Source organism: Lelliottia sp. AC1, from assembly GCF_023278595.1.
Taxonomy (GTDB): Bacteria; Pseudomonadota; Gammaproteobacteria; order Enterobacterales; family Enterobacteriaceae; genus Enterobacter; species Enterobacter nimipressuralis.
Genome location: NZ_CP025699.1, coordinates 4313100 through 4335270 on the forward strand (window position 1 = coordinate 4313100; position 22171 = coordinate 4335270).

A 22171-nucleotide genomic window follows, 5' to 3' on the forward strand; every position below is an offset into this window, starting at 1 on the left:
TGGTTTTCAGGAGTGTGCGTATGACCCAGGTTGTGGATTTTGTCTGTGATTTGCCCAATGGCGTACATGCACGCCCGGCAAGTCATGTTGAAACGCTGTGCAATACTTTTACCTCGCAGATTGAGTGGCACAATCTGCGCAGCGATCGGAAAGGCGATGCCAAAAGCGCGCTCGCCCTGATCGGCACCGATACTCTGACGGGTGATGCCTGTCGCCTGGTGATTACCGGTGCAGATGAACAACATGCCTATCAGCGCCTGGCCCAGTGGCTAAAAGAGGAGTTTCCCCACTGTGACGCTCCCCTCGCCGCCACGATTAGCACCGACCTCGACCCGTTACCGGAATCCCTGACTCGCCTCAACCCGACGCTCTTTCGCGCCCTGCCCGTATGCAGCGGCAGCGATCGCGGCGTGCTTACACTGCTGACTTCGCTCGATCTCAACGCGTTAACGTCACTCCCTCACACCCGAGGCGCGGAGGAAGAACAATCTTCACTGGATAAAGGTCTGACGCTGCTGGTGAAAAGCATTGAGCTGCGCGCGCTGGATAGCGACAGCACCGCAAGCGCCATTCTGGAAGCCCATCGCTCGCTGGCGACGGACACCTCACTGCGTCAGCATCTTCTGGCAGGCGTCAATCAGGGGCTAAGTTGTGCGCAGGCGGTTATCGCCACGGCAAATCATTTCTGCGCTGAGTTTTCGCGCTCCAGCAGCAGTTATTTACAGGAGCGCGTACTGGACGTACGCGATGTCTGCTATCAACTCTTACAGCAGATTTACGGCGAGGAGCGCTTCCCGGCTCCGGGTCAGCTGACGCAACCGTCCGTTTGTCTGGCAGACGACCTCACGCCGGGCCAGTTCCTGGAGCTGGATAAAACCCTGCTGAAAGGCCTGCTGCTGAAAAGCGGCGGCACCACTTCCCACACTGTGATTCTGGCGCGTTCGTTTAACATCCCAACGCTGGTGGGCGTCGACAGCGATAGCCTGCTGTCATGGCGCGATCAATCGGTGTTTATTGACGGCAATGCCGGTGCCATCGTGGTGAATGCCAGCGAGGCGGTTGCCCGTTATTACCAGCAGGAAAAGGCCGTGCAGGAGCAGCTTCGCGAACAACAGAGCGTCTGGCTCGATCGCGAAGCGAGAACCGCGGATGGTTTGCGCATTGAAATTGCCGCCAATATTGCCCATTCGGCAGAAGCGCAGGCCGCCTTTGGCAACGGCGCTGAGGGCGTAGGCCTGTTCCGCACCGAAATGCTGTACATGGATCGCGCCTGCGCGCCCTGTGAAAACGAGCTGTACAACATTTTTTGTCAGGCTCTGGAAAGTGCAAACGGGCGGAGCATCATTGTGCGCACCATGGATATCGGCGGTGATAAACCCGTTGAGTATCTGAATATCCCGGCGGAGAACAACCCGTTCCTCGGCTATCGCGCCGTCCGTATTTACGAAGAATATTCCGCGCTGTTTACCACTCAGCTCAGGGCGATCCTTCGCGCGTCTGCGCATGGCAGCCTGAAGATCATGATCCCGATGATCTCCTCGATGGAAGAGATCCTGTGGGTGAAGGAAAAACTTGCTGAAGCCAAACAGCAGCTACGTGCCGAACATATTCCGTTTGAGGAGAAAATCCCCCTCGGCATCATGCTGGAAGTGCCGTCAGTGATGTTCATCATCGACCAGTGCTGCGAAGAGATTGATTTCTTTAGCATTGGCAGTAATGACCTGACGCAGTACCTGCTGGCGGTCGACAGGGATAATGCCAAAGTGACCCGCCATTACAACAGCCTGAATCCGGCATTTCTGCGGGCGCTCGATTTCGCCGTGCAGGCCGTGCATCGTCAGGGGAAATGGATTGGTCTTTGCGGTGAACTCGGGGCAAAAGGCTCTGTGCTGCCGCTGCTGGTCGGGCTGGGGCTGGATGAACTTAGCATGGGCTCGCCGTCGATTCCGGCGACCAAAGCGCGTCTGGCACAGCTGGACAGCCGCGCGTGTCGTCAGTTACTCAATCAGGCGATGGCATGCCGCACGTCTCTTGAAGTGGAGCATCTGTTAGCGCAGTTCCGTATGAATCAGCAGGACACCCCGCTGGTCACGCCGCGCTGTATTTCTCTCGATAACGACTGGATCAGCAAAGAAGAGGTCATGAAAGGCATGACCGACAAGCTACTGCTGGCCGGACGTTGCCGCTATCCGCGCAAGCTGGAAGCCGATTTATGGGCGCGGGAAGCCGTTTTCTCGACCGGTCTTGGTTTCAGCTTTGCCATTCCGCACAGCAAATCTGAGCACATTGAGCAATCCACCATCAGCGTCGCGCGGCTGAAAGCCCCCGTCCAGTGGGGCGATGAAGAGGCGCAGTTCATCATTATGCTGACCCTCAACAAACACGCCGCGGGCGATCAGCACATGCGTATTTTCTCGCGTCTGGCGCGCCGCATCATGCACGAAGATTTCCGCAACGCGCTGGTTAATGCCAGCTCCGAAGAGGCCATCGCGGTCCTCCTGCAACGTGAATTAGAACTGTAAACAGAGGAAGAGTCATGGAACTGTATCTTGATACCGCCAACGTGGCGGAAGTTGAACGTCTGGCCCGTATTTTTCCGATTGCTGGCGTGACCACCAATCCCAGCATTGTCGCCGCCAGCCGCGAGTCTCTCTGGGATGTGCTGCCGCGCCTGCAAAAAGCCATCGGGCCGGAGGGCACCCTGTTTGCACAAACGATGGGCCGTGATGCCGAAACCATGGTGGCCGAAGCCAAACGTCTGAGCAACGTACTGCCGGATATCGTGGTCAAAATCCCTGTCACCGCGGAAGGGCTGGTCGCAATCAACGCGTTGAAAAAAGAAGGTATTACGACGCTCGGCACCGCCGTTTACAGCGCGGCGCAGGGTTTATTGGCCGCGCTGGCTGGAGCGAAATATGTCGCGCCATACGTTAACCGCGTCGATGCCCAGGGCGGCGACGGGATTCGCATGGTGCAGGAGCTGCAGTCCCTGCTGGAACGGCATGTCCCCGACAGCAAAGTGCTGGCCGCCAGCTTCAAAACGCCGCGTCAGGCTCTCGACTGCCTGCTCGCCGGATGTGAGGCGATCACACTTCCTTTAGATGTAGCGCAACAAATGCTCGGCACGCCAGCGGTAGAGTCAGCAATAGAGAAGTTCGAGCACGACTGGAAAAACGCGTTTGGTAACCTCAATCTCTAAAGGAGAAACGTTATGGACCGTATCATTCAATCACCGGGAAAATACATTCAGGGCGCGGATGTTCTCAGCCGCCTTGGTGACTACCTGAAACCGCTGGCCGCGCGCTGGCTGGTCGTCGGTGATAAATTCGTTCTCGGCTTTGCCGAAGAGACGCTGCGTGAAAGCTTCAAAAATGCTGAACTGCATGTCGAAATCGCCCCGTTTGGCGGCGAATGCTCCCAGACTGAAATCGATCGTCTGCGCAAGCTGGCAAAAAGCGCCGATTGCCAGGCCGTTTTAGGTATTGGCGGCGGGAAGACGCTGGATACGGCCAAGGCGCTCGCCCACTTTATGGATGTGCCGGTTGCTATCGCGCCGACCATTGCCTCAACGGATGCACCGTGCAGCGCCCTTTCAGTCATCTACACCGACAGCGGCGAGTTCGATCGTTACCTGATGCTGCCGCACAACCCGAATATGGTTATCGTCGACACCAAAATCGTGGCCGGTGCGCCTGCCCGCCTGTTAGCGGCAGGGATCGGCGATGCGCTGGCAACCTGGTTTGAAGCACGCGCCTGCTCCCGCAGCGGCGCCACCACTATGGCGGGCGGGAAATGTACCCAGGCCGCATTGGCTCTGGCCGAGCTGTGCTACAACACGCTTATTCAGGAAGGCGAAAAAGCGATGCTCGCCGCCGAACAGCATGTCGTGACCCCCGCCCTTGAGCGCGTGATTGAAGCCAACACCTATCTGAGCGGCGTAGGCTTTGAGAGCGGCGGATTAGCCGCAGCACATGCGATCCACAACGGTCTGACGGCCATCCCTGATGCGCACCACTATTACCACGGTGAAAAAGTCGCGTTTGGCACCCTCACCCAGCTGGTGCTGGAAAATGCCCCGGTTGAGGAGATCGAAACGGTGGCCGCGCTGTGCCATAGCGTCGGATTGCCGATCACGCTGGCGCAGCTGGATATCAAAGAGGATATTCCGGGCAAAATGCGTCTGGTGGCAGAAGCGTCATGCGCAGAAGGCGAGACGATTCACAACATGCCTGGCGGTGTAACGCCGGATCAGGTGTACGCAGCACTGCTGGTTGCCGATCAGTACGGGCAGCGTTTTTTACATGAGTGGGAGTAATTCCTGTCGCCGGATGGCACTGCGCTAACCCGGCCTACTAATTGCTTAGGAGCACACAAGCGCAGCCACCGCAGAATAAAAAAATCCCCGCCAGAGCGGGGATTTTCATCTGTACTGAATTACAGCAGGTCGAAACGGTCCAGATTCATCACTTTCACCCAGGCGGCGACAAAGTCCTTCACGAACTTCTCACCGGCATCCTGGCTGGCATACACTTCTGCCAGTGCACGCAGAACCGCGTTGGAACCGAACACCAGATCGGCACGCGTTGCGGTGTATTTCACCTCTCCGCTTTGACGATCGCTGCCAGCGAACAGCTCATTTGAGTCATCGGTGGCTTTCCATTGGGTGTTCATATCCAGCAGATTGACGAAGAAATCGTTGCTGAGCACACCCACGCGTTCGGTGAAGACGCCGTTCTGACTGCCGTCAAAGTTGGCCCCCAGAACACGCATCCCACCCACCAGCGCAGTCATTTCTGGCGCAGTGAGCGTCAGCTGCTGGGCTTTGTCGATCAGCAGAGATTCTGTCGTCGCACTGTCCTGCTGAGCGCGATAGTTACGGAAACCATCGGCAACCGGCTTGAGCAGCTCAAACATTTCGATATCCGTCTGATCCTGACGCGCATCCACGCGGCCCGGCGTGAACGGTACGGTGATGTAAACCCCTGCCGCTTTCGCAGCCTGTTCAACACCCACCACACCGGCCAGCACGATGATGTCGGCCAGCGACGCTTTATGGGCAGACTTATAGATGCCCTCCAGGGTTGGCAACGCGCGCGCTGCAGCGGCGTTAACATCCCAGTCGCGCTGCGGTGCCAACGCCAGACGCGCCCCGTTGGCACCCCCGCGTTTATCGCCACCACGGAAGGTGGAGGCCGACGCCCAGGCAACCGACACCAGTTCGCTAACGGACAGCCCGGAAGCTGCAATTTCTGCTTTCAGGCTTTCAATGTCCGCAGCCGTTGGCTGGAAGAATGCCTGCGGCAGCGGGTCCTGCCAGATCAGATCTTCTTTCGGGACTTCCGGACCGATGTACCGCGCTTTTGGCCCCATATCACGGTGCGTCAGTTTGAACCACGCGCGGGCAAAGGCTTCGTTGAACGCCTGCGGGTCGTTGAGGAAACGACGAGAAATCTTCTCGAATTCCGGGTCCATACGCAGGGTCAGGTCGGTGACCAGCATGGTTGGCTTACGTTTTTTCGACGGGTCGAACGGATCAGGAATCATCTCTGGCGCGTCGACAGCTTCGAATTGAATTGCGCCTGCCGGACTGCGCGTCTGCACCCATTCGAATTTGAACAGGTTCTCGAAGAAGTAGTTGCTCCACTGAGTTGGAGTTTGCGTCCAGACCACTTCCAGACCGGAAGTAATAGCGTCTGCGCCCACGCCGCTGCCGTGGGTGCTGGCCCAACCTAAACCTTGGGCTTCAATCGGTGCGGCTTCAGGATCAACGCCAACATGCGTCGCTTCTGCGGCGCCGTGAGTTTTACCCAGCGTGTGACCGCCCGCGATCAGGGCCACGGTCTCTTCGTCGTTCATACCCATGTTGCCGAAGGTGGCGCGAATAGCCGCCGCCGCAGACAGCGGTTCACCGCTGGCATTTGGCCCTTCCGGGTTGACGTAAATCAGCCCCATTTCAGTCGCGGCTAAAGGACGTTTCGCCAGCGCTTCCGGATCACGATGAGCCAGCCAGGTTTTTTCATCACCCCAGTTCACATCCAGATCCGGTTCCCAGACATCTTCACGCCCGGCACCAAAACCAAAGGTACGGAAGCCGGAGTTTTCCAGCGCCACGTTACCGGCCAGGATAAACAGGTCGGCCCAGGAGATTTTCTGTCCGTATTTTTGCTTAATCGGCCATAACAAACGGCGCGCTTTATCAAGGCTGACGTTGTCCGGCCAGGAGTTTAAAGGTGCAAAACGCTGTTGACCGCGCCCTGCACCGCCGCGACCGTCAACGGAACGGTAGGTGCCTGCGCCATGCCATGCCATACGAATAAACAGGCCCGCGTAGCTGCCCCAGTCGGCAGGCCACCACGGTTGAGAATCGGTCAGAAGGGCTTTGAGATCGCCTTTGAGGGCGGAGTAATCAAGTTTGCTGAATTCTTTGCGGTAGTCGAAGTCTTCACCCAGCGGGTTAGAACGGTTGGAATGTTGATTCAAAAGATCGACGCGAAGTTGCTTGGGCCACCAGTCGCGGCTGTTCGTGCCAGCGCCCGCGCTTTGGTCAGGCCCGCCTTTATGAAAAGGGCACTGTCCGGTTGATAACGTGTTATGGGTATCGTCTGTGCTCATCTCTCATGCTCCCTCTACAGTATTTAGCTTAAAGATATACACCTCTGCTTAGAAGGTATAGTTGAGATAACGCACGGATTCGATAGTTATTTCCGTTTAATTGACCCTGGAAATTATATGCCTATTGTGTGCAGGGGCGATGGCGTTGATATGACGGGGGAAGCGGAGGGAGAAGAAAACAAAAAACCCTCCGAAGAGGGTTTGTCGCTTACAGACCCGGGCGAACGCCGAGGGTGTGACAGATGGCGTAACTCATTTCGGCGCGATTCAGGGTGTAGAAATGGAAGTCTTTGACCCCTTCACGGCTTAAAATCTTCACCATGTCCATCGCGATATTGGCACCGACCAGCTTGCGTGTTTCGGCATCATCGTCCAGCCCTTCGTACATTTTTGACATCCACAGCGGGATGCGCACGTTGGTCATGTCGGCGAATTTCTTCGCCTGCTTGAAGTTGGACACCGGCAGGATACCTGGAATGATCTCAACATCAATGCCCGCCGTGATGCAGCGGTCGCGGAAACGCAGATAACTTTCCACGTCGAAGAAGAACTGTGTGATCGCACGGTTTGCACCGGCATCCACTTTGCGTTTCAGGTTGAGCAGATCGGCCTGCGCGCTTTTCGCTTCCGGATGCACTTCCGGATACGCCGCCACAGAGATATCAAAATCGCCGACCTCTTTCAGGAGCGCCACCAGGTCGGTGGCGTACATGTCCGGTTTACCGCTGCCCGGTGGCAGGTCGCCGCGCAGGGCGACGATATGGCGAATACCGTTGTCCCAGTAGTCCTTGGCGATAGTGCGCAGTTCGTCGCGGGTCGCGTCGATACAGGTCAGATGCGGTGCCGCTTCCAGACCGGTGCGATCCTTAATGCCTTTAATAATGCTGTGCGTACGGTCGCGCTCACCGGAGTTGGCGCCGTAAGTCACAGAGACGAATTTCGGCTTCAGACTGCTCAGGCGATCGATAGAGCTCCACAGGGTTTGCTCCATTTCACTGGTGCGCGGCGGAAAGAATTCAAAAGAGACGTTAATCTGGCCCTGCACTTCAGCCAGGCTCTGATTCAGGGCTTCCCGCTGGTTGGCGTGAAAAAAGCTCATACCTTACCTCATCAATCGCGTGATAATTATTGCTGTTTATAAACATCTATCCATTTAGACGTCTGGATGTAAAAATGACGGAAAAGCGGGATGACGTCAACAGAAATCATCGGCATTAACGGTGAGGAATGTTCAGGAAAGATGAAGAACGTTCATGATGGCGGGGAGAAGTGCAGGGTGAGCGCGCTCTGGCACCCTCACCCTTACCCTCTCCCTTACGAGAGAGGGAAACAAAAAGACTACAGCAGCTGCGCCAGGCGATTAATGTCTGACTGAATCGCCCCGGCGGTGACGTCGCGCCCCGCGCCTGGCCCACGAATCACCAGCGGGTTATCACGGTACCAGCGGCTTTCAATGGCGAAGACGTTATCGCACGGCAGCAACGCCGCCAGAGGATGCTCAGGGCGAACGGCCTCAACACCCACGCGGGCTTTACCGTTAGCGTCAAAACGGGCCACATAGCGCAGAACCAGCCCCATTTCGCGTGCCGCTTCCAGGCGTAACACCATCTGTTCGTTCAGCTCCTCACCGTTCTCGAAGAAGTGATCGACTGACCCCTCTTCGCAACCGGCCGGAACCAGCGACTCCACACGCACCTGGCCGGGCTCAATGTCGTAACCCGCTTCACGCGCCAGAATGACCAGCTTGCGCATCACGTCTTTTCCGGCGAGATCCACGCGCGGATCCGGCTCCGTCAGCCCCTGCTGCCACGCCTGGTCCACCAGGTCCGTAAACGGAACGGTGCCGTCAAACTGCAGGAACAGCCAGGAGAGGGTACCGGAGAAGATACCGCTGATTGCCAGAATGCTGTCGCCGCTGTCGATCAGGTCGCGCACGGTGTGGTTCACCGGCAGACCGGCACCCACGGTGGCGTTATACAGCCAGTGACGACCGGTTTTTTCAAACGCGTCGTGGATCTGGCGGTATTTATCGGTGCTGCTTGCGCCGGCCAGTTTGTTCGCGCTGATGACGTGGAAACCGTGGCTGGCAAAATCGAGGTACTGATCGGCCAGTTGCTCGCTGGCAGTGACGTCCAGCACGACCAGATCGTCGTACGGGTGCGCGCGCATCCACAGGAAGAGGGATTCTTCGTCCTGTTCGACCGCTTCATCGTTGAAAAATGCGAGCGCGCGGCTGGCGTCCAGCCCGTCGTAGTTCAGCAGGCTGCGGCGGCTGTCCACCACGCCTGCTAATACAAATTCAAAACCGGTGCGTGCAGAGAGCGTCGTTTGCTCGCGGGCAAACAGCTCCAGCCAGCGGGAACCGATGTTTCCCTTCCCGAACAGCACCAGGCCGATACGTTTTTCCGCGCGGAACAGGGTAGTGTGCAGCCCCTGAATCAGGCTCTCGGTTGGGCCTTTACGCAGCACGGCGACCAGGCTGATGCCCTCTTCCGACTGCCAGGTGAACTCTACCGGCTGGCCTTTCAGCTGTTGCCAGAAACGGTGGCAATGGAGCGGGTTACGGGTGACACCCGCGCCGACCATCGCGACCAGCGCCAGCCCCTGACGCAGGCGAAGTTCGCCCGGTAATCCGGCTTCATCAAGGATTTTCAGCGCGCTGTCAGCCACTTCGGCGGTGTAGCAGAACTGCAGCAGCTGGCGGTCGTTGTGCACGCCAACGGCCAGAGGGCGCACCTGGGCGCGCTTGAGGATCAGGTCGATATCTTTGTGCGCCAGTTTGAAATCTTGTCCGGCAGGCACCTGGAATTCGATCAGGCAAATATCATCGTGACTGGTCACGATGCGCGCGCCTGTGCCCGAAGCCAGTACGCGTTCGATACGGGTCGAACCTTTATCTGGGGTGTAGCTACAGCGCAGCTGCAGGTCGATATCGCTGCCCGAAACAGGCTGTAAGGTACGGGCGTGCAGCACCGGTGCTGCCAGACGCGCCAGCTCACTGGCTTCGTCCAGACGCAGCAGCGGCAGCAGACAGGCATCTTTTACTTTGCGCGGGTCGGCGCTATACACCCCGGCCACATCGCTCCAGATAGTGACGCGAGACGCCCCCGCCAACGCACCGATTTGCGTTGCCGAGTAGTCCGAGCCGTTACGGCCCAGCAGCACGGTTTCGCCCGCGTTGCTGCGGCTGATAAAGCCCGTCACGACGATGCGTTTGCCCGGATGCTGCACCAGCAGCTGTTGCAGCAGAGGATAAGAGAGGCCCTCGTCGACCTGCGGTTGCGCCGCACGCTCAGCGCGCAGGAAATCGCGCGCGTCCAGCCAGGCGGCCTCCAGCCCTTGCTGCTCCAGGACTGCCGCCATCAGGCGCGCAGACCAGACTTCACCGTGGCCGACCACTTCAGCGTAAACCGCTTCGGTCACGCCGCTGTCCAGTAATCCGGCCAGACGCTCCAGATCGTGAACAAATGCGCTGATGAGGCTGTCTGCCGCGTCCGCAGGCAGCAGGCCGGCGATCAGATCGCTCTGATAGCGGCGTAACGTTTGTTGAACCTGATGCGCAGAAAGGCGATCGGTCTGGCTTAATTTCAGCCAGCTAATCAACTGGTTGGTAGTGCTGCCTGCCGCCGAGACAACCATCATGTCGCCCGGCATCGAATACTCCGCCATGATCCCTGCGACACGCAGGTAACATTTCACATCAGCAAGACTACTACCACCAAACTTGTGCAGCTGGCGACCCTTCGCCCCTGCCTGCGCTATCACACTCATGATTACCCCTTGGCTGCGACCCGGAAGGCATTTTCCAGATCGGCAATTAAATCTTCACAGTCTTCAATACCGGTTGAGATGCGTAACAGCGTCTCGGAAATTCCGGCGGCGGCACGCGCCTCTGGCGCCATGCCTGCGTGCGTCATTGTCGCGGCGTGGGAGATCAAGCTTTCGACTCCCCCTAAGGATTCCGCCAGCGTAAACAGTGACAACCCGCTCAGGAAGCGACGCAGCGTTTGCTCATCGCCATCCAGTTCAAAACTTAACATCGCGCCAAAACCTTTCTGCTGACGCGCGGCAATCTCATGGCCCTGATTTTCCGGCAGCGACGGGTGATATAACTTTTTCACCAGCGGCTGGTTTTTCAGGAACTCGACAATCGCCTGGGCATTACGCTGTGCCACTTCCATGCGCGGCAACAGCGTACGCAGACCGCGCAGCAGCAGATAGCTGTCGAACGCGCTGCCGGTGACGCCAATGTTATTGGCCCACCATGCCAGTTCAGTGACAACCTCCGGATCTTTTGCAATCACCACCCCGGCGACCACATCCGAGTGGCCGTTCAAATATTTGGTGCATGAATGCAATACCAGATCCGCACCCAGCGAAAGCGGGTTCTGAAGCGCCGGACTGAGGAACGTATTATCCACTACACTTATCGCTCCCGCATCCCTTGCGAGCTGACAAATTTTCGCAATATCGACAACGCGCAGTAATGGATTGCTTGGACTTTCCACCAGAACCAGCTTTGGCTTTTGGGCCAGCGCCTGTTGTAGCGCTTTTTCGTCATTCTGATCGACGAATAAAACACGGTAACAGCCGCGTTTTTCCAGGCTGTCGAACAGACGGTAGCTGCCGCCGTAACAGTCGTGCGGAGCTACCAGCAGATCGCCAGGTTTCAGGAACACGGTCGTTACCAGGTGAATGGCTGACATACCGGTATTGGTCAGTACCGCGCCTGCACCGCCTTCCAGCTCCGCCAGCGCGCGCTGGGTCACGTCACGCGTAGGGTTGCCACGACGCGAGTAGTCATGCGCACGGGGTTCATTAAATCCGGTGAAATTGTAAGTACTGGAAAGATGAATCGGCGGGACAACGCAGCCGTACTGCTCGTCATCATTTAATCCGCTACGCACTGCGATAGTGGCCTGTTTACGCGTCATGGTGAAGGCTTCCTGGCGAAAGAGGTGAAAAGTCAGGCACCAGAGTAAACACTGAAACTATAGACGTCAATACATCTGGACATCTAAACTTCTTTGCGTATAGATTGAGCAATGCGAGAATAGCCGTTAAAATTACATGCTTTAGGACACGCCGCCGACGCAATATCCGTGTCACGGTATCGTCCTTACGGTAAACTACGCGAGATTACGGTTAAAAGCCTTATCAAAGGTAAGGTTTTAGCCTTTATTAATGACAAAGAGGATTAAAGGTCTCATGGCTGAATGGAGCGGCGAATATATCAGCCCATACGCTGAGCACGGTAAGAAGAGTGAACAAGTAAAGAAAATTACGGTTTCCATTCCTCTGAAGGTGTTGAAGATCCTCACCGATGAACGCACGCGTCGTCAGGTGAACAACCTGCGTCACGCGACCAACAGCGAACTGCTGTGCGAAGCATTTCTGCATGCGTTTACTGGTCAGCCGTTGCCGAACGATGAAGACCTGCGCAAAGAGCGTAGCGATGAAATCCCGGAAGCGGCGAAAGTGATCATGCGTGAACTGGGTATCGACCCGGATACGTGGGAATACTAACTGCGGTGTGATCCCGCTGAGGTGACTCAGCGGGATGGTTTCTTAGAAGTTGTAGCCCAGGCCGACACGCAGACGCGTCTGGCGATCGTCGCTGGTGGCCGTGTTATAGCCTGAAGAGACGTTGCCCACTTCGATAAACGGGATCCATGAGTCGATGTTATAAGCCACGCGGAAGTTATATTCGTAATCTTCTTTTTTATTGTTATACAGATCTTCGTTGTCGGCGAACTTATAAATTCCGTTCAGTTCGAACATCCAGTTATCAATATTATAACCCAGCCACATTTCCGGGCGATAAACCATACGGTCATCTTTACCATCCGCGTTACGGCGGGTGTATTCTGTACGATAGCGGAAAGCCGTCCACCAGCTGTCATTAATATTATATTGCACGCGCAGATAAGGCTTATAAATGGTCATGTCGTCACCCATTTCTACAGCGACGCCCGGTTGCCAGATAAAATTTTGCCAGGTGAACTGATAGCTGGCGGTATATTCGTTGCTGTTACTTTCCATATTATTAAGCGCGTCGTTAGACTGCTTCTCATCGGAGCGAGATACCGCCTCCACAGCCACGCCAAATCCAGTGCCAAAGCGATGTGACATGTACACACGGTCGTAGTTACGCCCGTCGTCATAATACTCGTGTCGGTAATCAACGTATCCCGCTTGCGCCGCACAAGATAATAATGGCAGCACAAATAACAGTTGCTTCATTTTCATAACAGTTCCCTCGAAATAAACGCGCCCTGAAAGCCATTGCAGATGAAATGGCAAATAAGAATTTATGTCGAGCGAAGTGTAATTTTACGCAATGAGGGAAACCTTTTATTTTTTGACACACAAAGAAAAACAATGGCAAAGAATTAAAGAATACGAAGATGCAGTTCACTAACCGTTAAAGAATACACCAGACGAATATATTAAATACAACAGTACCTGGTTATTTATTTTTAAGATAAATATTAAATGCGGATTTATTCAGGACGGATATTACAGGCACAAAAAAAGCGCCTTTCGGCGCTTTTTTTTCGGGTAGCTTATTTAGCGCCCGGGATGCTGAAACGCTTGTTGAAGCGGTCAACACGGCCACCGGTTGCAACATCACGCTGCTTACCAGTGTAGAACGGGTGGCATTGACCACAAACGTCCAGGTTCAGATCGTGACCCACTGTAGAGCGGATTTTGATCGCGTTACCGCAAGAGCAGTTTGCAGTAATAAAATCGTATTTCGGGTGAATATCTTTTTTCATGGGGAGAACCTCAGTTAAGGCCGCGTCGCTCTTCCAGCCCTAACGCCAGACACCACGCGATGTTAATAATTGCCCGTAGCCTTCCTCGCCGCTTCTGCGTTAGCTGCATTCCAGCAGCGCGAAATCTTCGGGTAATAGCTATTTTGATGCGGATAAACCTACACCAAAGGCGGCGAATCATACAGAATTCAACCAGCGTATGCAAACTGATCCGCACGCCTACAGCAACTAATGTGTATACTAACGCGCCACTTTTCAAGTCAGGAAGATTCGATGCCCGTCGCTCACGTTGCCCTGCCCGTTCCGCTTCCCCGCACCTTTGACTATCTGCTGCCCGACAGCATGAGCGTCAAAGCGGGCTGTCGCGTGAGCGTGCCCTTTGGTAAGCAGCAGCGCGTCGGGATCGTAGTATCAGTAAGCGATAAAAGCGAGCTGCCCCTTAATGAACTGAAAGCCGTGGTCGAAGTTCTGGACGACGAGCCGGTTTACTCGTCCAGTGTCTGGCGGCTGCTGCTGTGGGCCGCAGATTATTATCATCACCCGATTGGCGACGTGCTGTTCCACGCCCTGCCGATTCTGCTGCGTCAGGGCAAAAGCGCTAGCCACGCGCCGATGTGGTACTGGTTTGCCACCGAGCAGGGCCAGGCCGTGGATATCAACAGCCTTAAGCGCTCTCCTAAACAGCAGCAGGCGCTTGCCGCGCTGCGTCAGGGAAGGATTTGGCGTCATCAGGTGACTGACCTGGATTTTAATGACGCGGCGCTGCAAGGGTTACGCAAGAAAGGTCTGTGCGAGCTGGCCAGCGAATCCCCGGCGCTGGTGGACTGGCGCACCGGGTTTTCCGTGGCGGGCGACCGCCTGCGTCTTAACACCGAGCAGGCCACCGCCGTAGGGGCCATTCATAGCGCCTCCGACCGTTTCTCTGCCTGGTTACTCGCGGGCGTCACCGGGTCCGGTAAGACTGAAGTCTATCTGAGCATTCTCGAAAACGTGCTCGCTCAGGGCAAACAGGCGCTGGTGATGGTGCCGGAAATCGGCCTCACGCCACAAACTATCGCCCGTTTTCGCGAACGCTTTAACGCCCCGGTGGAGGTGCTGCACTCCGGTTTAAACGACACCGAGCGCCTCAGCGCCTGGCTGAAAGCCAAAAACGGTGAGGCCGCAATTGTGATTGGCACCCGTTCATCGCTTTTTACACCCTTTAAAAATCTTGGCGTCATCGTGATCGACGAAGAGCACGACAGCTCCTATAAGCAGCAGGAAGGCTGGCGTTATCACGCTCGCGATCTGGCGGTGTATCGGGCGCACAGCGAGCAGATTCCGATTATTCTTGGCTCAGCAACCCCTGCGCTGGAAACGCTGCACAACGTGCGTCAGCGCAAATATCACATGCTGCGTCTGACGCGCCGCGCGGGAAATGCACGCCCGGCGACGCAGCACGTGCTGGATCTAAAAGGTCAGCCGGTGCAGGCGGGGCTGGCTCCCGCGCTCATCAGCCGTATGCGTCAGCATTTACAGGCCGACAATCAGGTGATTCTGTTCCTGAACCGCCGCGGGTTCGCGCCGACGCTGCTGTGCCACGACTGCGGCTGGATTGCCGAGTGCCCGCGCTGCGATCACTACTACACCCTGCACCAGGCGCAGCATCATCTGCGCTGCCACCATTGTGACAGCCAGCGCCCGGTGCCGCGCCAGTGCCCGTCGTGCGGCTCCACGCATATGGTGCCTGTGGGTCTGGGTACCGAGCAGCTTGAACAGGCGCTCGCGCCGTTCTTCCCCGGCGTACCGCTGTCGCGTATCGATCGCGATACCACCAGTCGTAAAGGGGCACTTGAACAACAGTTGGCCGAAGTGCATCGCGGCGGCGCGCGTATTCTGATTGGTACGCAGATGCTGGCCAAAGGCCATCACTTCCCGGACGTGACGCTGGTGGCATTGCTGGATGTCGATGGCGCACTGTTCTCCGCCGATTTCCGTTCCGCCGAGCGCTTTGCCCAGCTCTATACCCAGGTTGCAGGGCGCGCCGGACGTGCCGGAAAACAGGGCGAAGTGGTGTTGCAAACCCATCATCCTGAACATCCGCTGCTGCAAACCTTGCTGCATAAAGGCTACGACGCGTTTGCCGAGCAGGCGCTGGCCGAGCGTCAGACCCTGCAGCTGCCGCCGTGGACCAGCCATGTGATTATCCGCGCCGAAGATCATAACAATCAGCAGGCCCCGCTTTTCCTGCAGCAGCTTCGCAATCTGCTGCAGGCCAGCCCGCTGGTGGACAATCAGCTGTGGATATTAGGCCCGGTCCCGGCGCTGGCCCCTAAACGCGGTGGCCGCTATCGCTGGCAGATTCTGCTCCAGCACCCGTCGCGTGTACGTCTGCAACACGTCATCAGCGGCACGCTGGCGCTGATCAATACCCTGCCCGAGGCGCGCAAAGTGAAGTGGGTTCTCGACGTCGATCCGATTGAAGGTTAACGATTGCTGCGAGAGTGATCGAAAAATTTAACGCACCTCACACTTTTTATGAAAATTCTGTAACCGCTTCCACAAACTATCTGTAAAAATGGATGCGTCAGAAGTTCGGTGGTCCTGCGAGGAGAAGACGTTGAAGTCCAGGAAAGAGGTTGCTTCGGCGACCATGAAAGACGTTGCCCAGAGAGCCAAAGTATCCACGGCAACGGTGTCCCGCGCATTAATGAACCCGGATAAAGTCTCTCAGGCGACGCGCAATCGCGTCGAGCAGGCGGCGCTGGAAGTGGGCTATTTGCCGCAAGCCATGGGGCGTAATGTAAAGCGTAACGAATCGCGTACAATTCTGGTTATCGTGCCGGATATTTGCGATCCCTTCTTCAGCGAAATTATCCGTGGCATTGAAGTGACCGCTGCGGAACAAGGCTATCTGGTGCTGATCGGCGATTGTGCCCACCAGAATCAGCAAGAAAAAACCTTTATTGACCTGATTATCACCAAGCAGATCGACGGCATGCTGCTGCTCGGCTCGCGCCTGCCGTTTGATGCCAGTATCGAAGAACAGCGCAATCTGCCGCCGATGGTAATGGCGAACGAGTTCGCGCCAGAACTGGAGCTGCCGACCGTCCACATCGATAACCTCACCGCCGCCTTTAACGCCGTGAATTATCTTCAGGAGCTGGGGCATAAGCGCATTGGCTGTATCGCCGGGCCGGAAGAGATGCCGCTGTGCCACTATCGCCTGCAGGGTTACGTTCAGGCGCTGCGTCGCGCGGGTGTGACGGTTGATCCACATTACATCGCCCGTGGCGATTTCACCCTCGAAGCCGGTGGCCTCGCGCTGGAAAAATTACTCGCGCAACCAGAGCCGCCAACCGCCGTGTTCTGTCACAGCGATGTGATGGCGCTGGGCGCGTTGTCCTATGCCAAACGTCGCGGGCTGCGGGTGCCAAAAGACTTGTCGATCATTGGCTTCGATAACATTTCGCTCTCCGAGTTTTGCGATCCGCCGCTCTCGACGGTCGCACAGCCGCGCTACGACATTGGCCGCGAAGCGATGCTCTTGCTTCTCGATCAGCTGCACGGTCAAACGGTCAGCAGCGGCTCGCGTTTACTCGATTGCGAGCTGATCATTCGAGGCTCCACACAGGCGCTTACTTAAAGTAAATGTCTTTCAGACTCCCTTATCTGGTCAAAGGCCCGCCGCTTAAGTAACATGGCGGGCTGACGAACGAATAAATACAGCGAAACGATAGTGGCACAACGAGATTATGTACGTCGCGGCCAGCCGGCACCTTCGCGACGCAAAAAGAGCACCTCACGGAGCAAGCAGCGTAGCCTGCCCTCTGTCTCGCCAGCAATGGTCGCGATTGCTGCCGCCGTTCTGGTGGCCTTCATCGGTGGTCTGTACTTTATTACTCACCACAAGAAAGAAGATGCTGAAGCCCTTCAGGGGAACAAGGTCGTAGGCAATGGTTTGCCGCCAAAACCGGAAGAGCGCTGGCGCTATATCAAAGAGCTGGAGAGCCGTCAGCCGGGTGTGCGTGCGCCCACTGAGCCTTCCGCCGGTGGCGAAGTGAAAAACGCCGATCAGCTGACCAACGAACAACGCCAGCTGCTGGCCCAGATGCAGGCCGACATGCGCCAGCAGCCGACTCAGCTGAACGAAGTACCGTGGAATGAACAGACGCCGCAGCAGCGCCAGCAAACCCTGCAACGTCAGCGCCAGGTTCAGCAGCAAGTGCAACAGCAACAACAGCAGCAGTGGACGCAAACGCAGCCAGTGCAACAGCCTCGTACGCAGCCGCGCGTGACGGAACAACCGTATCAGCAGCCGCAGCAACAGACGCGTACGGTGCAGACTCAGCCAGTTCAACAGCCGCCGAAAACGCAGACGCAAAAACCGGCGACGTCGACTCAGCCGTATCAGGATCTGCTGCAAACGCCTGCGCATACCGCCGCGCAGCAGCCTAAAGCGCAGCCACAGCAGAGCGCACCGGTGGCACAGGCAACCGAGGCGCCGAAGCAGACGGCAGAGAAAAAAGATGAGCGCCGCTGGATGGTTCAATGCGGTTCGTTTAAAGGTGCCGAGCAGGCCGAAACCGTGCGCGCCCAGCTCGCGTTCGAAGGATTTGATTCACGCATTACCACCAATAACGGCTGGAATCGCGTGGTCATTGGCCCGGTCAAAGGCAAAGATAATGCCGATGGGACCATTAGCCGTCTGAAGATCGCCGGCCACACAAACTGCATTCGACTCGCTTCCGGGGGTTGAAACCCCCAAAATCCCCCCCATCTATCATTCTATTCAGCCCCGAGCACAGGCTCGGGGTATCTGTTCCCAATTTGTAACCAGGGGGTCTGCTCGTGACAACAATTGTAAGTGTACGCCGTAACGGCCATGTGGTAATTGCCGGCGACGGCCAGGCCACGCTGGGTAATACCGTCATGAAAGGCAACGTGAAGAAAGTTCGCCGTCTGTATAACGACAAAGTGATCGCCGGTTTCGCTGGCGGCACCGCTGACGCCTTTACGCTGTTTGAACTGTTTGAACGTAAACTGGAAATGCATCAGGGCCATCTGGTCAAAGCCGCCGTTGAGCTGGCGAAAGACTGGCGTACCGACCGCATGCTGCGCAAACTTGAAGCGCTGCTGGCCGTTGCCGATGAAAACGCGTCGCTGATCATTACCGGTAATGGTGACGTCGTTCAGCCAGAAAACGATCTGATTGCTATCGGCTCCGGCGGTCCTTACGCCCAGGCCGCAGCGCGCGCTCTGCTGGAAAATACCGAACTGAGCGCCCGCGAAATTGCCGAGAAGGCGTTGGGTATTGCAGGTGATATCTGCATCTACACCAACCACTTCCATACCATCGAAGAATTGAACTCTAAAGCGTAAGGATCTCCCATGTCTGAAATGACCCCACGCGAAATTGTCAGCGAGCTGAACAAGCACATCATTGGCCAGGATAACGCGAAACGCTCCGTTGCCATTGCCCTGCGTAACCGCTGGCGCCGCATGCAGCTCGACGAAGAGCTGCGCCATGAAGTGACGCCAAAAAACATTCTGATGATCGGCCCGACCGGTGTCGGTAAAACCGAAATCGCCCGTCGTCTGGCGAAACTCGCCAACGCGCCGTTCATCAAAGTCGAAGCCACTAAGTTCACCGAAGTGGGCTACGTGGGGAAAGAAGTGGATTCCATCATCCGCGATCTGACCGACTCTGCGATTAAAATGGTGCGCATTCAGTCGATCGAGAAAAACCGCTACCGCGCTGAAGAGATGGCGGAAGAGCGTATTCTCGACGTGCTGATCCCACCGGCGAAAAATAACTGGGGACAGTCCGAGCAACCGGCTGAGCCTTCTGCGGCGCGCCAGTCCTTCCGCAAAAAACTGCGTGAAGGAGAGCTGGACGACAAAGAGATTGAAATCGATCTCGCCGCGGCACCTATGGGTGTTGAAATCATGTCCCCTCCGGGCATGGAAGAGATGACCAGCCAGCTGCAGTCCATGTTCCAGAACCTGGGCGGCCAGAAGCAAAAACCGCGTAAGCTGAAAATCAAAGACGCGATGAAGCTGCTGATCGAAGAAGAAGCGGCAAAACTGGTGAATCCGGAAGAGCTGAAACAAGACGCTATCGACGCCGTTGAACAGCACGGTATCGTGTTCATCGACGAAATCGACAAAATCTGTAAGCGCGGCGAATCCAACGGTCCGGACGTGTCCCGCGAAGGCGTTCAGCGCGACCTGTTGCCGCTGGTTGAGGGCTGCACCGTGTCGACCAAACATGGCATGGTCAAAACCGACCACATCCTGTTTATCGCATCTGGTGCATTCCAGGTGGCTAAGCCTTCCGATTTAATCCCGGAACTGCAGGGCCGTCTGCCAATTCGCGTTGAGCTGCAGGCGCTGACCACCGAAGATTTCGAGCGCATCCTGACCGAGCCAAATGCCTCCATTACCGTGCAGTACAAAGCGCTGATGGCGACCGAAGGCGTGAACATTGAGTTCACCGAAGACGGTATCAAACGCATCGCACAGGCCGCGTGGCAGGTGAACGAAACCACCGAGAACATCGGTGCACGTCGTCTGCATACGGTGCTGGAGCGTCTGGTGGAAGATATCTCTTATGAAGCCAGCGATCTGAACGGTCAGAGTATTACCATTGATGCAGATTATGTGAGTAAACATCTGGATGCGTTAGTGGCAGATGAAGATCTGAGCCGTTTTATCCTATAATCGCGCTTAATGTAATTTCATCATCATTGATGGGGGCTACTGCCCCCATTTTTATTGGCTAAATACTATGACTGATATCAGCCGTACTCAGGCGTGGCTGGAAAGCCTGCGTCCTAAGACCTTACCTTTGGCATTCGCTGCCATCGTCGTTGGCTCCGCACTGGCATGGTGGCAGGGGTATTTCGATCCGCTGGTCGCCGGGCTGGCGCTTATCACGGCCGGTTTGCTGCAAATCCTCTCAAACCTCGCCAATGACTATGGCGATGCGGTAAAAGGCAGTGACAAACCCGACCGTATCGGGCCGCTGCGCGGAATGCAAAAAGGGGTGATTACTCAGGCGCAGATGAAGCGCGCGCTGGTTATCACCGTGGTGCTGATCTGTCTGTCGGGTCTGTCGCTGGTGTCAGTGGCCTGTAAAACCACCGCGGATTTCATCGGCTTTATGGTGCTGGGCGGGCTGGCTATCGTGGCGGCAATCACTTACACCGTGGGTACGCGCCCCTACGGTTACATTGGTTTGGGTGATATCTCCGTGCTGGTGTTCTTCGGCTGGCTGAGCGTCATGGGGAGCTGGTATCTGCAGGCACACACGCTGATTCCGGCCATTTTCCTGCCGGCCACCGCCTGCGGTTTACTGGCGACGGCAGTGTTGAACATCAATAATCTGCGCGATATCGACAGCGACCGTCTGAACGGCAAAAACACCCTCGCAGTGCGCTTAGGCCCGGTCAACGCGCGTCGCTATCACGCCGCTCTGCTGATGGGTGCACTGGTCTGCCTGGCATTGTTTAACCTGATTTCACTGCACAGCATCTGGGGCTGGCTGTTCGTCCTGGCCGCGCCGCTGCTGATTAAACAGGCCCGTTTCGTGATGCGCGAGATGAGTCCTGCCGCGATGCCGCCGATGCTCGAACGCACGGTAAAAGGCGCGCTGCTGACTAACCTGTTGTTTGTCATCGGAATTGTGTTAAGCCAGACGATCGGTTAACTGACAAATATCAATTAACAATTGATGATTTTGCCAACAATGCGTTTCGCGCGATATACTGAACACATTCGCAGCAACCAGACATTAAACCTATGAAATACGATACTTCCGAGCTTTGTGACATCTACCAGGAAGATGTCAACGTCGTGGAACCGCTGTTCTCCAACTTTGGAGGACGGTCATCGTTTGGCGGACAGATCATCACGGTAAAATGTTTCGAGGATAATGGGTTGCTGTATGAACTTCTCGAACAGAACGGCCGTGGTCGCATTCTGCTGGTCGATGGCGGGGGTTCTATGCGTCGTGCGTTAATCGATGCCGACCTTGCCCGTCTCGCCGTGCAAAACGAGTGGGAAGGACTGGTGGTGTATGGCGCGGTGCGTCAGGTGGACGATCTCGAAGAGCTGGATTTAGGCATCCAGGCCATCGCGGCGATTCCGGTCGGCGCGGCGGGTGACGGCATCGGCGAAAGCGACGTGCGCGTCAACTTCGGTGGCGTAACCTTCTTCTCTGGCGACCATCTCTACGCCGACAATACCGGCATTATCCTTTCCGAAGATCCGCTGGATATCGAGTAATAAAAAAGCCGGGTGGCGTTTACGCTTACCCGGCCTACTTTTCTGCGTCACCCTTCCCCTGATGATTTCGCGCGATAGCAAGGCTGCTACGGCGCGAAAGAGGACGGGGAATTAAACTTCTTCCATACGCCCTAACAGCGCCTGCAGACGATCCTGCCAGCCGTTCTGCTGCTCACGCAGCTGGCTGTTTTCGCGCTCGAGCTCTTCACGGCCATGTTGTGCAGCCTGCACTTCCTGCGACAGCGAATTGTTTTTCTCTTTCAGCTCTTCAATTTCCATCTGCAGCAGCGTGATGGTGTCAATCGCCTGCTGTACTTTCGATTCCAGTTTCTCAAACACTTCTAATGACATGGTCATACCTCTCCTGAATTGCAAGGCGACGCTTTAACGAAAACGCGCACGACATATAGTTGTCGATTGTATGGAGCGCCGCCGTCCCTGTCCAGCGGCACACCGCGCAGATTGCGGTTTGCAACACTTTTCGGCCTGGTCCTGGTGCGTTCGCTGCATAT

General features: G+C 56.3%; 18 protein-coding genes. 11 read left to right on the top strand and 7 right to left on the bottom strand.

The features are described 5' to 3' along the window. The first annotated feature begins 20 nt into the window (after window positions 1-20). The 3 genes from ptsP to C0560_RS20515 are packed head-to-tail and all read left to right on the top strand — an operon-like array spanning window position 21 to window position 4315. Window positions 21-2522 (top strand): phosphoenolpyruvate--protein phosphotransferase, encoded by a 2502-nt coding sequence (gene ptsP, locus C0560_RS20505; RefSeq protein WP_248859334.1) that lies wholly within the window; start codon window positions 21-23, stop codon window positions 2520-2522. Window positions 2523-2536: 14 nt separating this feature from the next. Beyond that, the gene (gene fsa, locus C0560_RS20510; RefSeq protein WP_248859335.1) at window positions 2537-3199 is read left to right on the top strand and encodes a fructose-6-phosphate aldolase; all 663 of its coding nucleotides are present in this window, start codon (window positions 2537-2539) and stop codon (window positions 3197-3199) included. Window positions 3200-3211: 12 nt separating this feature from the next. Further along, complete coding sequence (locus C0560_RS20515) at window positions 3212-4315, top strand: glycerol dehydrogenase (protein ID WP_248859336.1); 1104 nt, start codon at window positions 3212-3214, stop codon at window positions 4313-4315. Between the two features lie 119 nt (window positions 4316-4434). Here C0560_RS20515 and katG read toward each other — a convergent pair whose 3' ends face one another. The 4 genes from katG to metB all read right to left on the bottom strand — a co-directional run bounded on the left by katG (window position 4435) and on the right by metB (window position 11546). Beyond that, window positions 4435-6612, bottom strand: a complete 2178-nt coding sequence (gene katG, locus C0560_RS20520) for a catalase/peroxidase HPI (RefSeq protein WP_248859337.1) — start codon at window positions 6610-6612, stop codon at window positions 4435-4437. 208 nt (window positions 6613-6820) lie between these two features. Then, a complete protein-coding gene (metF, locus tag C0560_RS20525) occupies window positions 6821-7711 on the bottom strand; it encodes a methylenetetrahydrofolate reductase (protein WP_181827028.1) in 891 nt (296 codons plus the stop codon). 239 nt (window positions 7712-7950) lie between these two features. Beyond that, entirely contained in the window at window positions 7951-10383 is a 2433-nt protein-coding gene (locus C0560_RS20530; protein WP_248859338.1) for a bifunctional aspartate kinase/homoserine dehydrogenase II, read from the bottom strand. A gap of 2 nt (window positions 10384-10385) precedes the next feature. Further along, window positions 10386-11546, bottom strand: coding sequence for a cystathionine gamma-synthase (gene metB, locus C0560_RS20535; RefSeq protein ID WP_248859339.1), 1161 nt, complete (start codon window positions 11544-11546; stop codon window positions 10386-10388). 274 nt (window positions 11547-11820) lie between these two features. Here metB and metJ point away from each other — a divergent pair, with 274 nt between their 5' ends. Next, complete coding sequence (metJ, locus tag C0560_RS20540) at window positions 11821-12138, top strand: met regulon transcriptional regulator MetJ (RefSeq protein ID WP_015960995.1); 318 nt, start codon at window positions 11821-11823, stop codon at window positions 12136-12138. Window positions 12139-12180: 42 nt separating this feature from the next. Here the strand turns inward: metJ and C0560_RS20545 are convergent, their stop codons facing one another. Together C0560_RS20545 and rpmE are read right to left on the bottom strand one after the other, a co-directional pair. Further along, entirely contained in the window at window positions 12181-12861 is a 681-nt protein-coding gene (locus tag C0560_RS20545) for an oligogalacturonate-specific porin KdgM family protein (protein ID WP_102105676.1), read from the bottom strand. A gap of 317 nt (window positions 12862-13178) precedes the next feature. Further along, a complete protein-coding gene (gene rpmE, locus C0560_RS20550) occupies window positions 13179-13391 on the bottom strand; it encodes a 50S ribosomal protein L31 (RefSeq protein ID WP_015960996.1) in 213 nt (70 codons plus the stop codon). A gap of 273 nt (window positions 13392-13664) precedes the next feature. Here rpmE and priA point away from each other — a divergent pair, with 273 nt between their 5' ends. The 7 genes from priA to rraA all read left to right on the top strand — a co-directional run bounded on the left by priA (window position 13665) and on the right by rraA (window position 21659). Next, the gene (priA, locus tag C0560_RS20555) at window positions 13665-15860 is read left to right on the top strand and encodes a primosomal protein N' (protein WP_231275194.1); all 2196 of its coding nucleotides are present in this window, start codon (window positions 13665-13667) and stop codon (window positions 15858-15860) included. A gap of 130 nt (window positions 15861-15990) precedes the next feature. After that, the gene (gene cytR / locus C0560_RS20560; RefSeq protein WP_100778380.1) at window positions 15991-17016 is read left to right on the top strand and encodes a DNA-binding transcriptional regulator CytR; all 1026 of its coding nucleotides are present in this window, start codon (window positions 15991-15993) and stop codon (window positions 17014-17016) included. Window positions 17017-17109: 93 nt separating this feature from the next. Next, entirely contained in the window at window positions 17110-18129 is a 1020-nt protein-coding gene (gene ftsN / locus C0560_RS20565) for a cell division protein FtsN (RefSeq protein WP_100778379.1), read from the top strand. A gap of 92 nt (window positions 18130-18221) precedes the next feature. Beyond that, window positions 18222-18752: an ATP-dependent protease subunit HslV gene (gene hslV, locus C0560_RS20570; RefSeq protein WP_100778378.1), complete on the top strand. Its 531-nt coding sequence runs from the start codon at window positions 18222-18224 to the stop codon at window positions 18750-18752. 9 nt (window positions 18753-18761) lie between these two features. Next, window positions 18762-20093 (top strand): HslU--HslV peptidase ATPase subunit, encoded by a 1332-nt coding sequence (hslU, locus tag C0560_RS20575; RefSeq protein WP_100778377.1) that lies wholly within the window; start codon window positions 18762-18764, stop codon window positions 20091-20093. 67 nt (window positions 20094-20160) lie between these two features. Then, window positions 20161-21081, top strand: coding sequence for a 1,4-dihydroxy-2-naphthoate polyprenyltransferase (menA, locus tag C0560_RS20580; protein WP_107702617.1), 921 nt, complete (start codon window positions 20161-20163; stop codon window positions 21079-21081). A gap of 92 nt (window positions 21082-21173) precedes the next feature. Then, window positions 21174-21659: a ribonuclease E activity regulator RraA gene (gene rraA, locus C0560_RS20585; RefSeq protein WP_100778375.1), complete on the top strand. Its 486-nt coding sequence runs from the start codon at window positions 21174-21176 to the stop codon at window positions 21657-21659. Window positions 21660-21770: 111 nt separating this feature from the next. Here the strand turns inward: rraA and zapB are convergent, their stop codons facing one another. Further along, window positions 21771-22016 carry a septal ring assembly protein ZapB gene (zapB, locus tag C0560_RS20590; RefSeq protein WP_100778374.1) on the bottom strand — a complete coding sequence of 82 codons (246 nt, stop codon included), beginning with the start codon at window positions 22014-22016 and terminating at the stop codon, window positions 21771-21773. Window positions 22017-22171: the final 155 nt, after the last annotated feature.

Bases quoted from the DNA above. Each gene is read 5' to 3' on its own strand.
- ptsP (WP_248859334.1), top strand. From the start codon at position 21: ATGACCCAGGTTGTGGATTTTGTCTGTGATTTGCCCAATGGCGTACAT.
- fsa (WP_248859335.1), top strand. From the start codon at position 2,537: ATGGAACTGTATCTTGATACCGCCAACGTGGCGGAAGTTGAACGTCTG.
- C0560_RS20515 (WP_248859336.1), top strand. From the start codon at position 3,212: ATGGACCGTATCATTCAATCACCGGGAAAATACATTCAGGGCGCGGAT.
- katG (WP_248859337.1), bottom strand. From the start codon at position 6,612: ATGAGCACAGACGATACCCATAACACGTTATCAACCGGACAGTGCCCT.
- metF (WP_181827028.1), bottom strand. From the start codon at position 7,711: ATGAGCTTTTTTCACGCCAACCAGCGGGAAGCCCTGAATCAGAGCCTG.
- C0560_RS20530 (WP_248859338.1), bottom strand. From the start codon at position 10,383: ATGAGTGTGATAGCGCAGGCAGGGGCGAAGGGTCGCCAGCTGCACAAG.
- metB (WP_248859339.1), bottom strand. From the start codon at position 11,546: ATGACGCGTAAACAGGCCACTATCGCAGTGCGTAGCGGATTAAATGAT.
- metJ (WP_015960995.1), top strand. From the start codon at position 11,821: ATGGCTGAATGGAGCGGCGAATATATCAGCCCATACGCTGAGCACGGT.
- C0560_RS20545 (WP_102105676.1), bottom strand. From the start codon at position 12,861: ATGAAAATGAAGCAACTGTTATTTGTGCTGCCATTATTATCTTGTGCG.
- rpmE (WP_015960996.1), bottom strand. From the start codon at position 13,391: ATGAAAAAAGATATTCACCCGAAATACGATTTTATTACTGCAAACTGC.
- priA (WP_231275194.1), top strand. From the start codon at position 13,665: ATGCCCGTCGCTCACGTTGCCCTGCCCGTTCCGCTTCCCCGCACCTTT.
- hslU (WP_100778377.1), top strand. From the start codon at position 18,762: ATGTCTGAAATGACCCCACGCGAAATTGTCAGCGAGCTGAACAAGCAC.
- menA (WP_107702617.1), top strand. From the start codon at position 20,161: ATGACTGATATCAGCCGTACTCAGGCGTGGCTGGAAAGCCTGCGTCCT.
- rraA (WP_100778375.1), top strand. From the start codon at position 21,174: ATGAAATACGATACTTCCGAGCTTTGTGACATCTACCAGGAAGATGTC.
- zapB (WP_100778374.1), bottom strand. From the start codon at position 22,016: ATGACCATGTCATTAGAAGTGTTTGAGAAACTGGAATCGAAAGTACAG.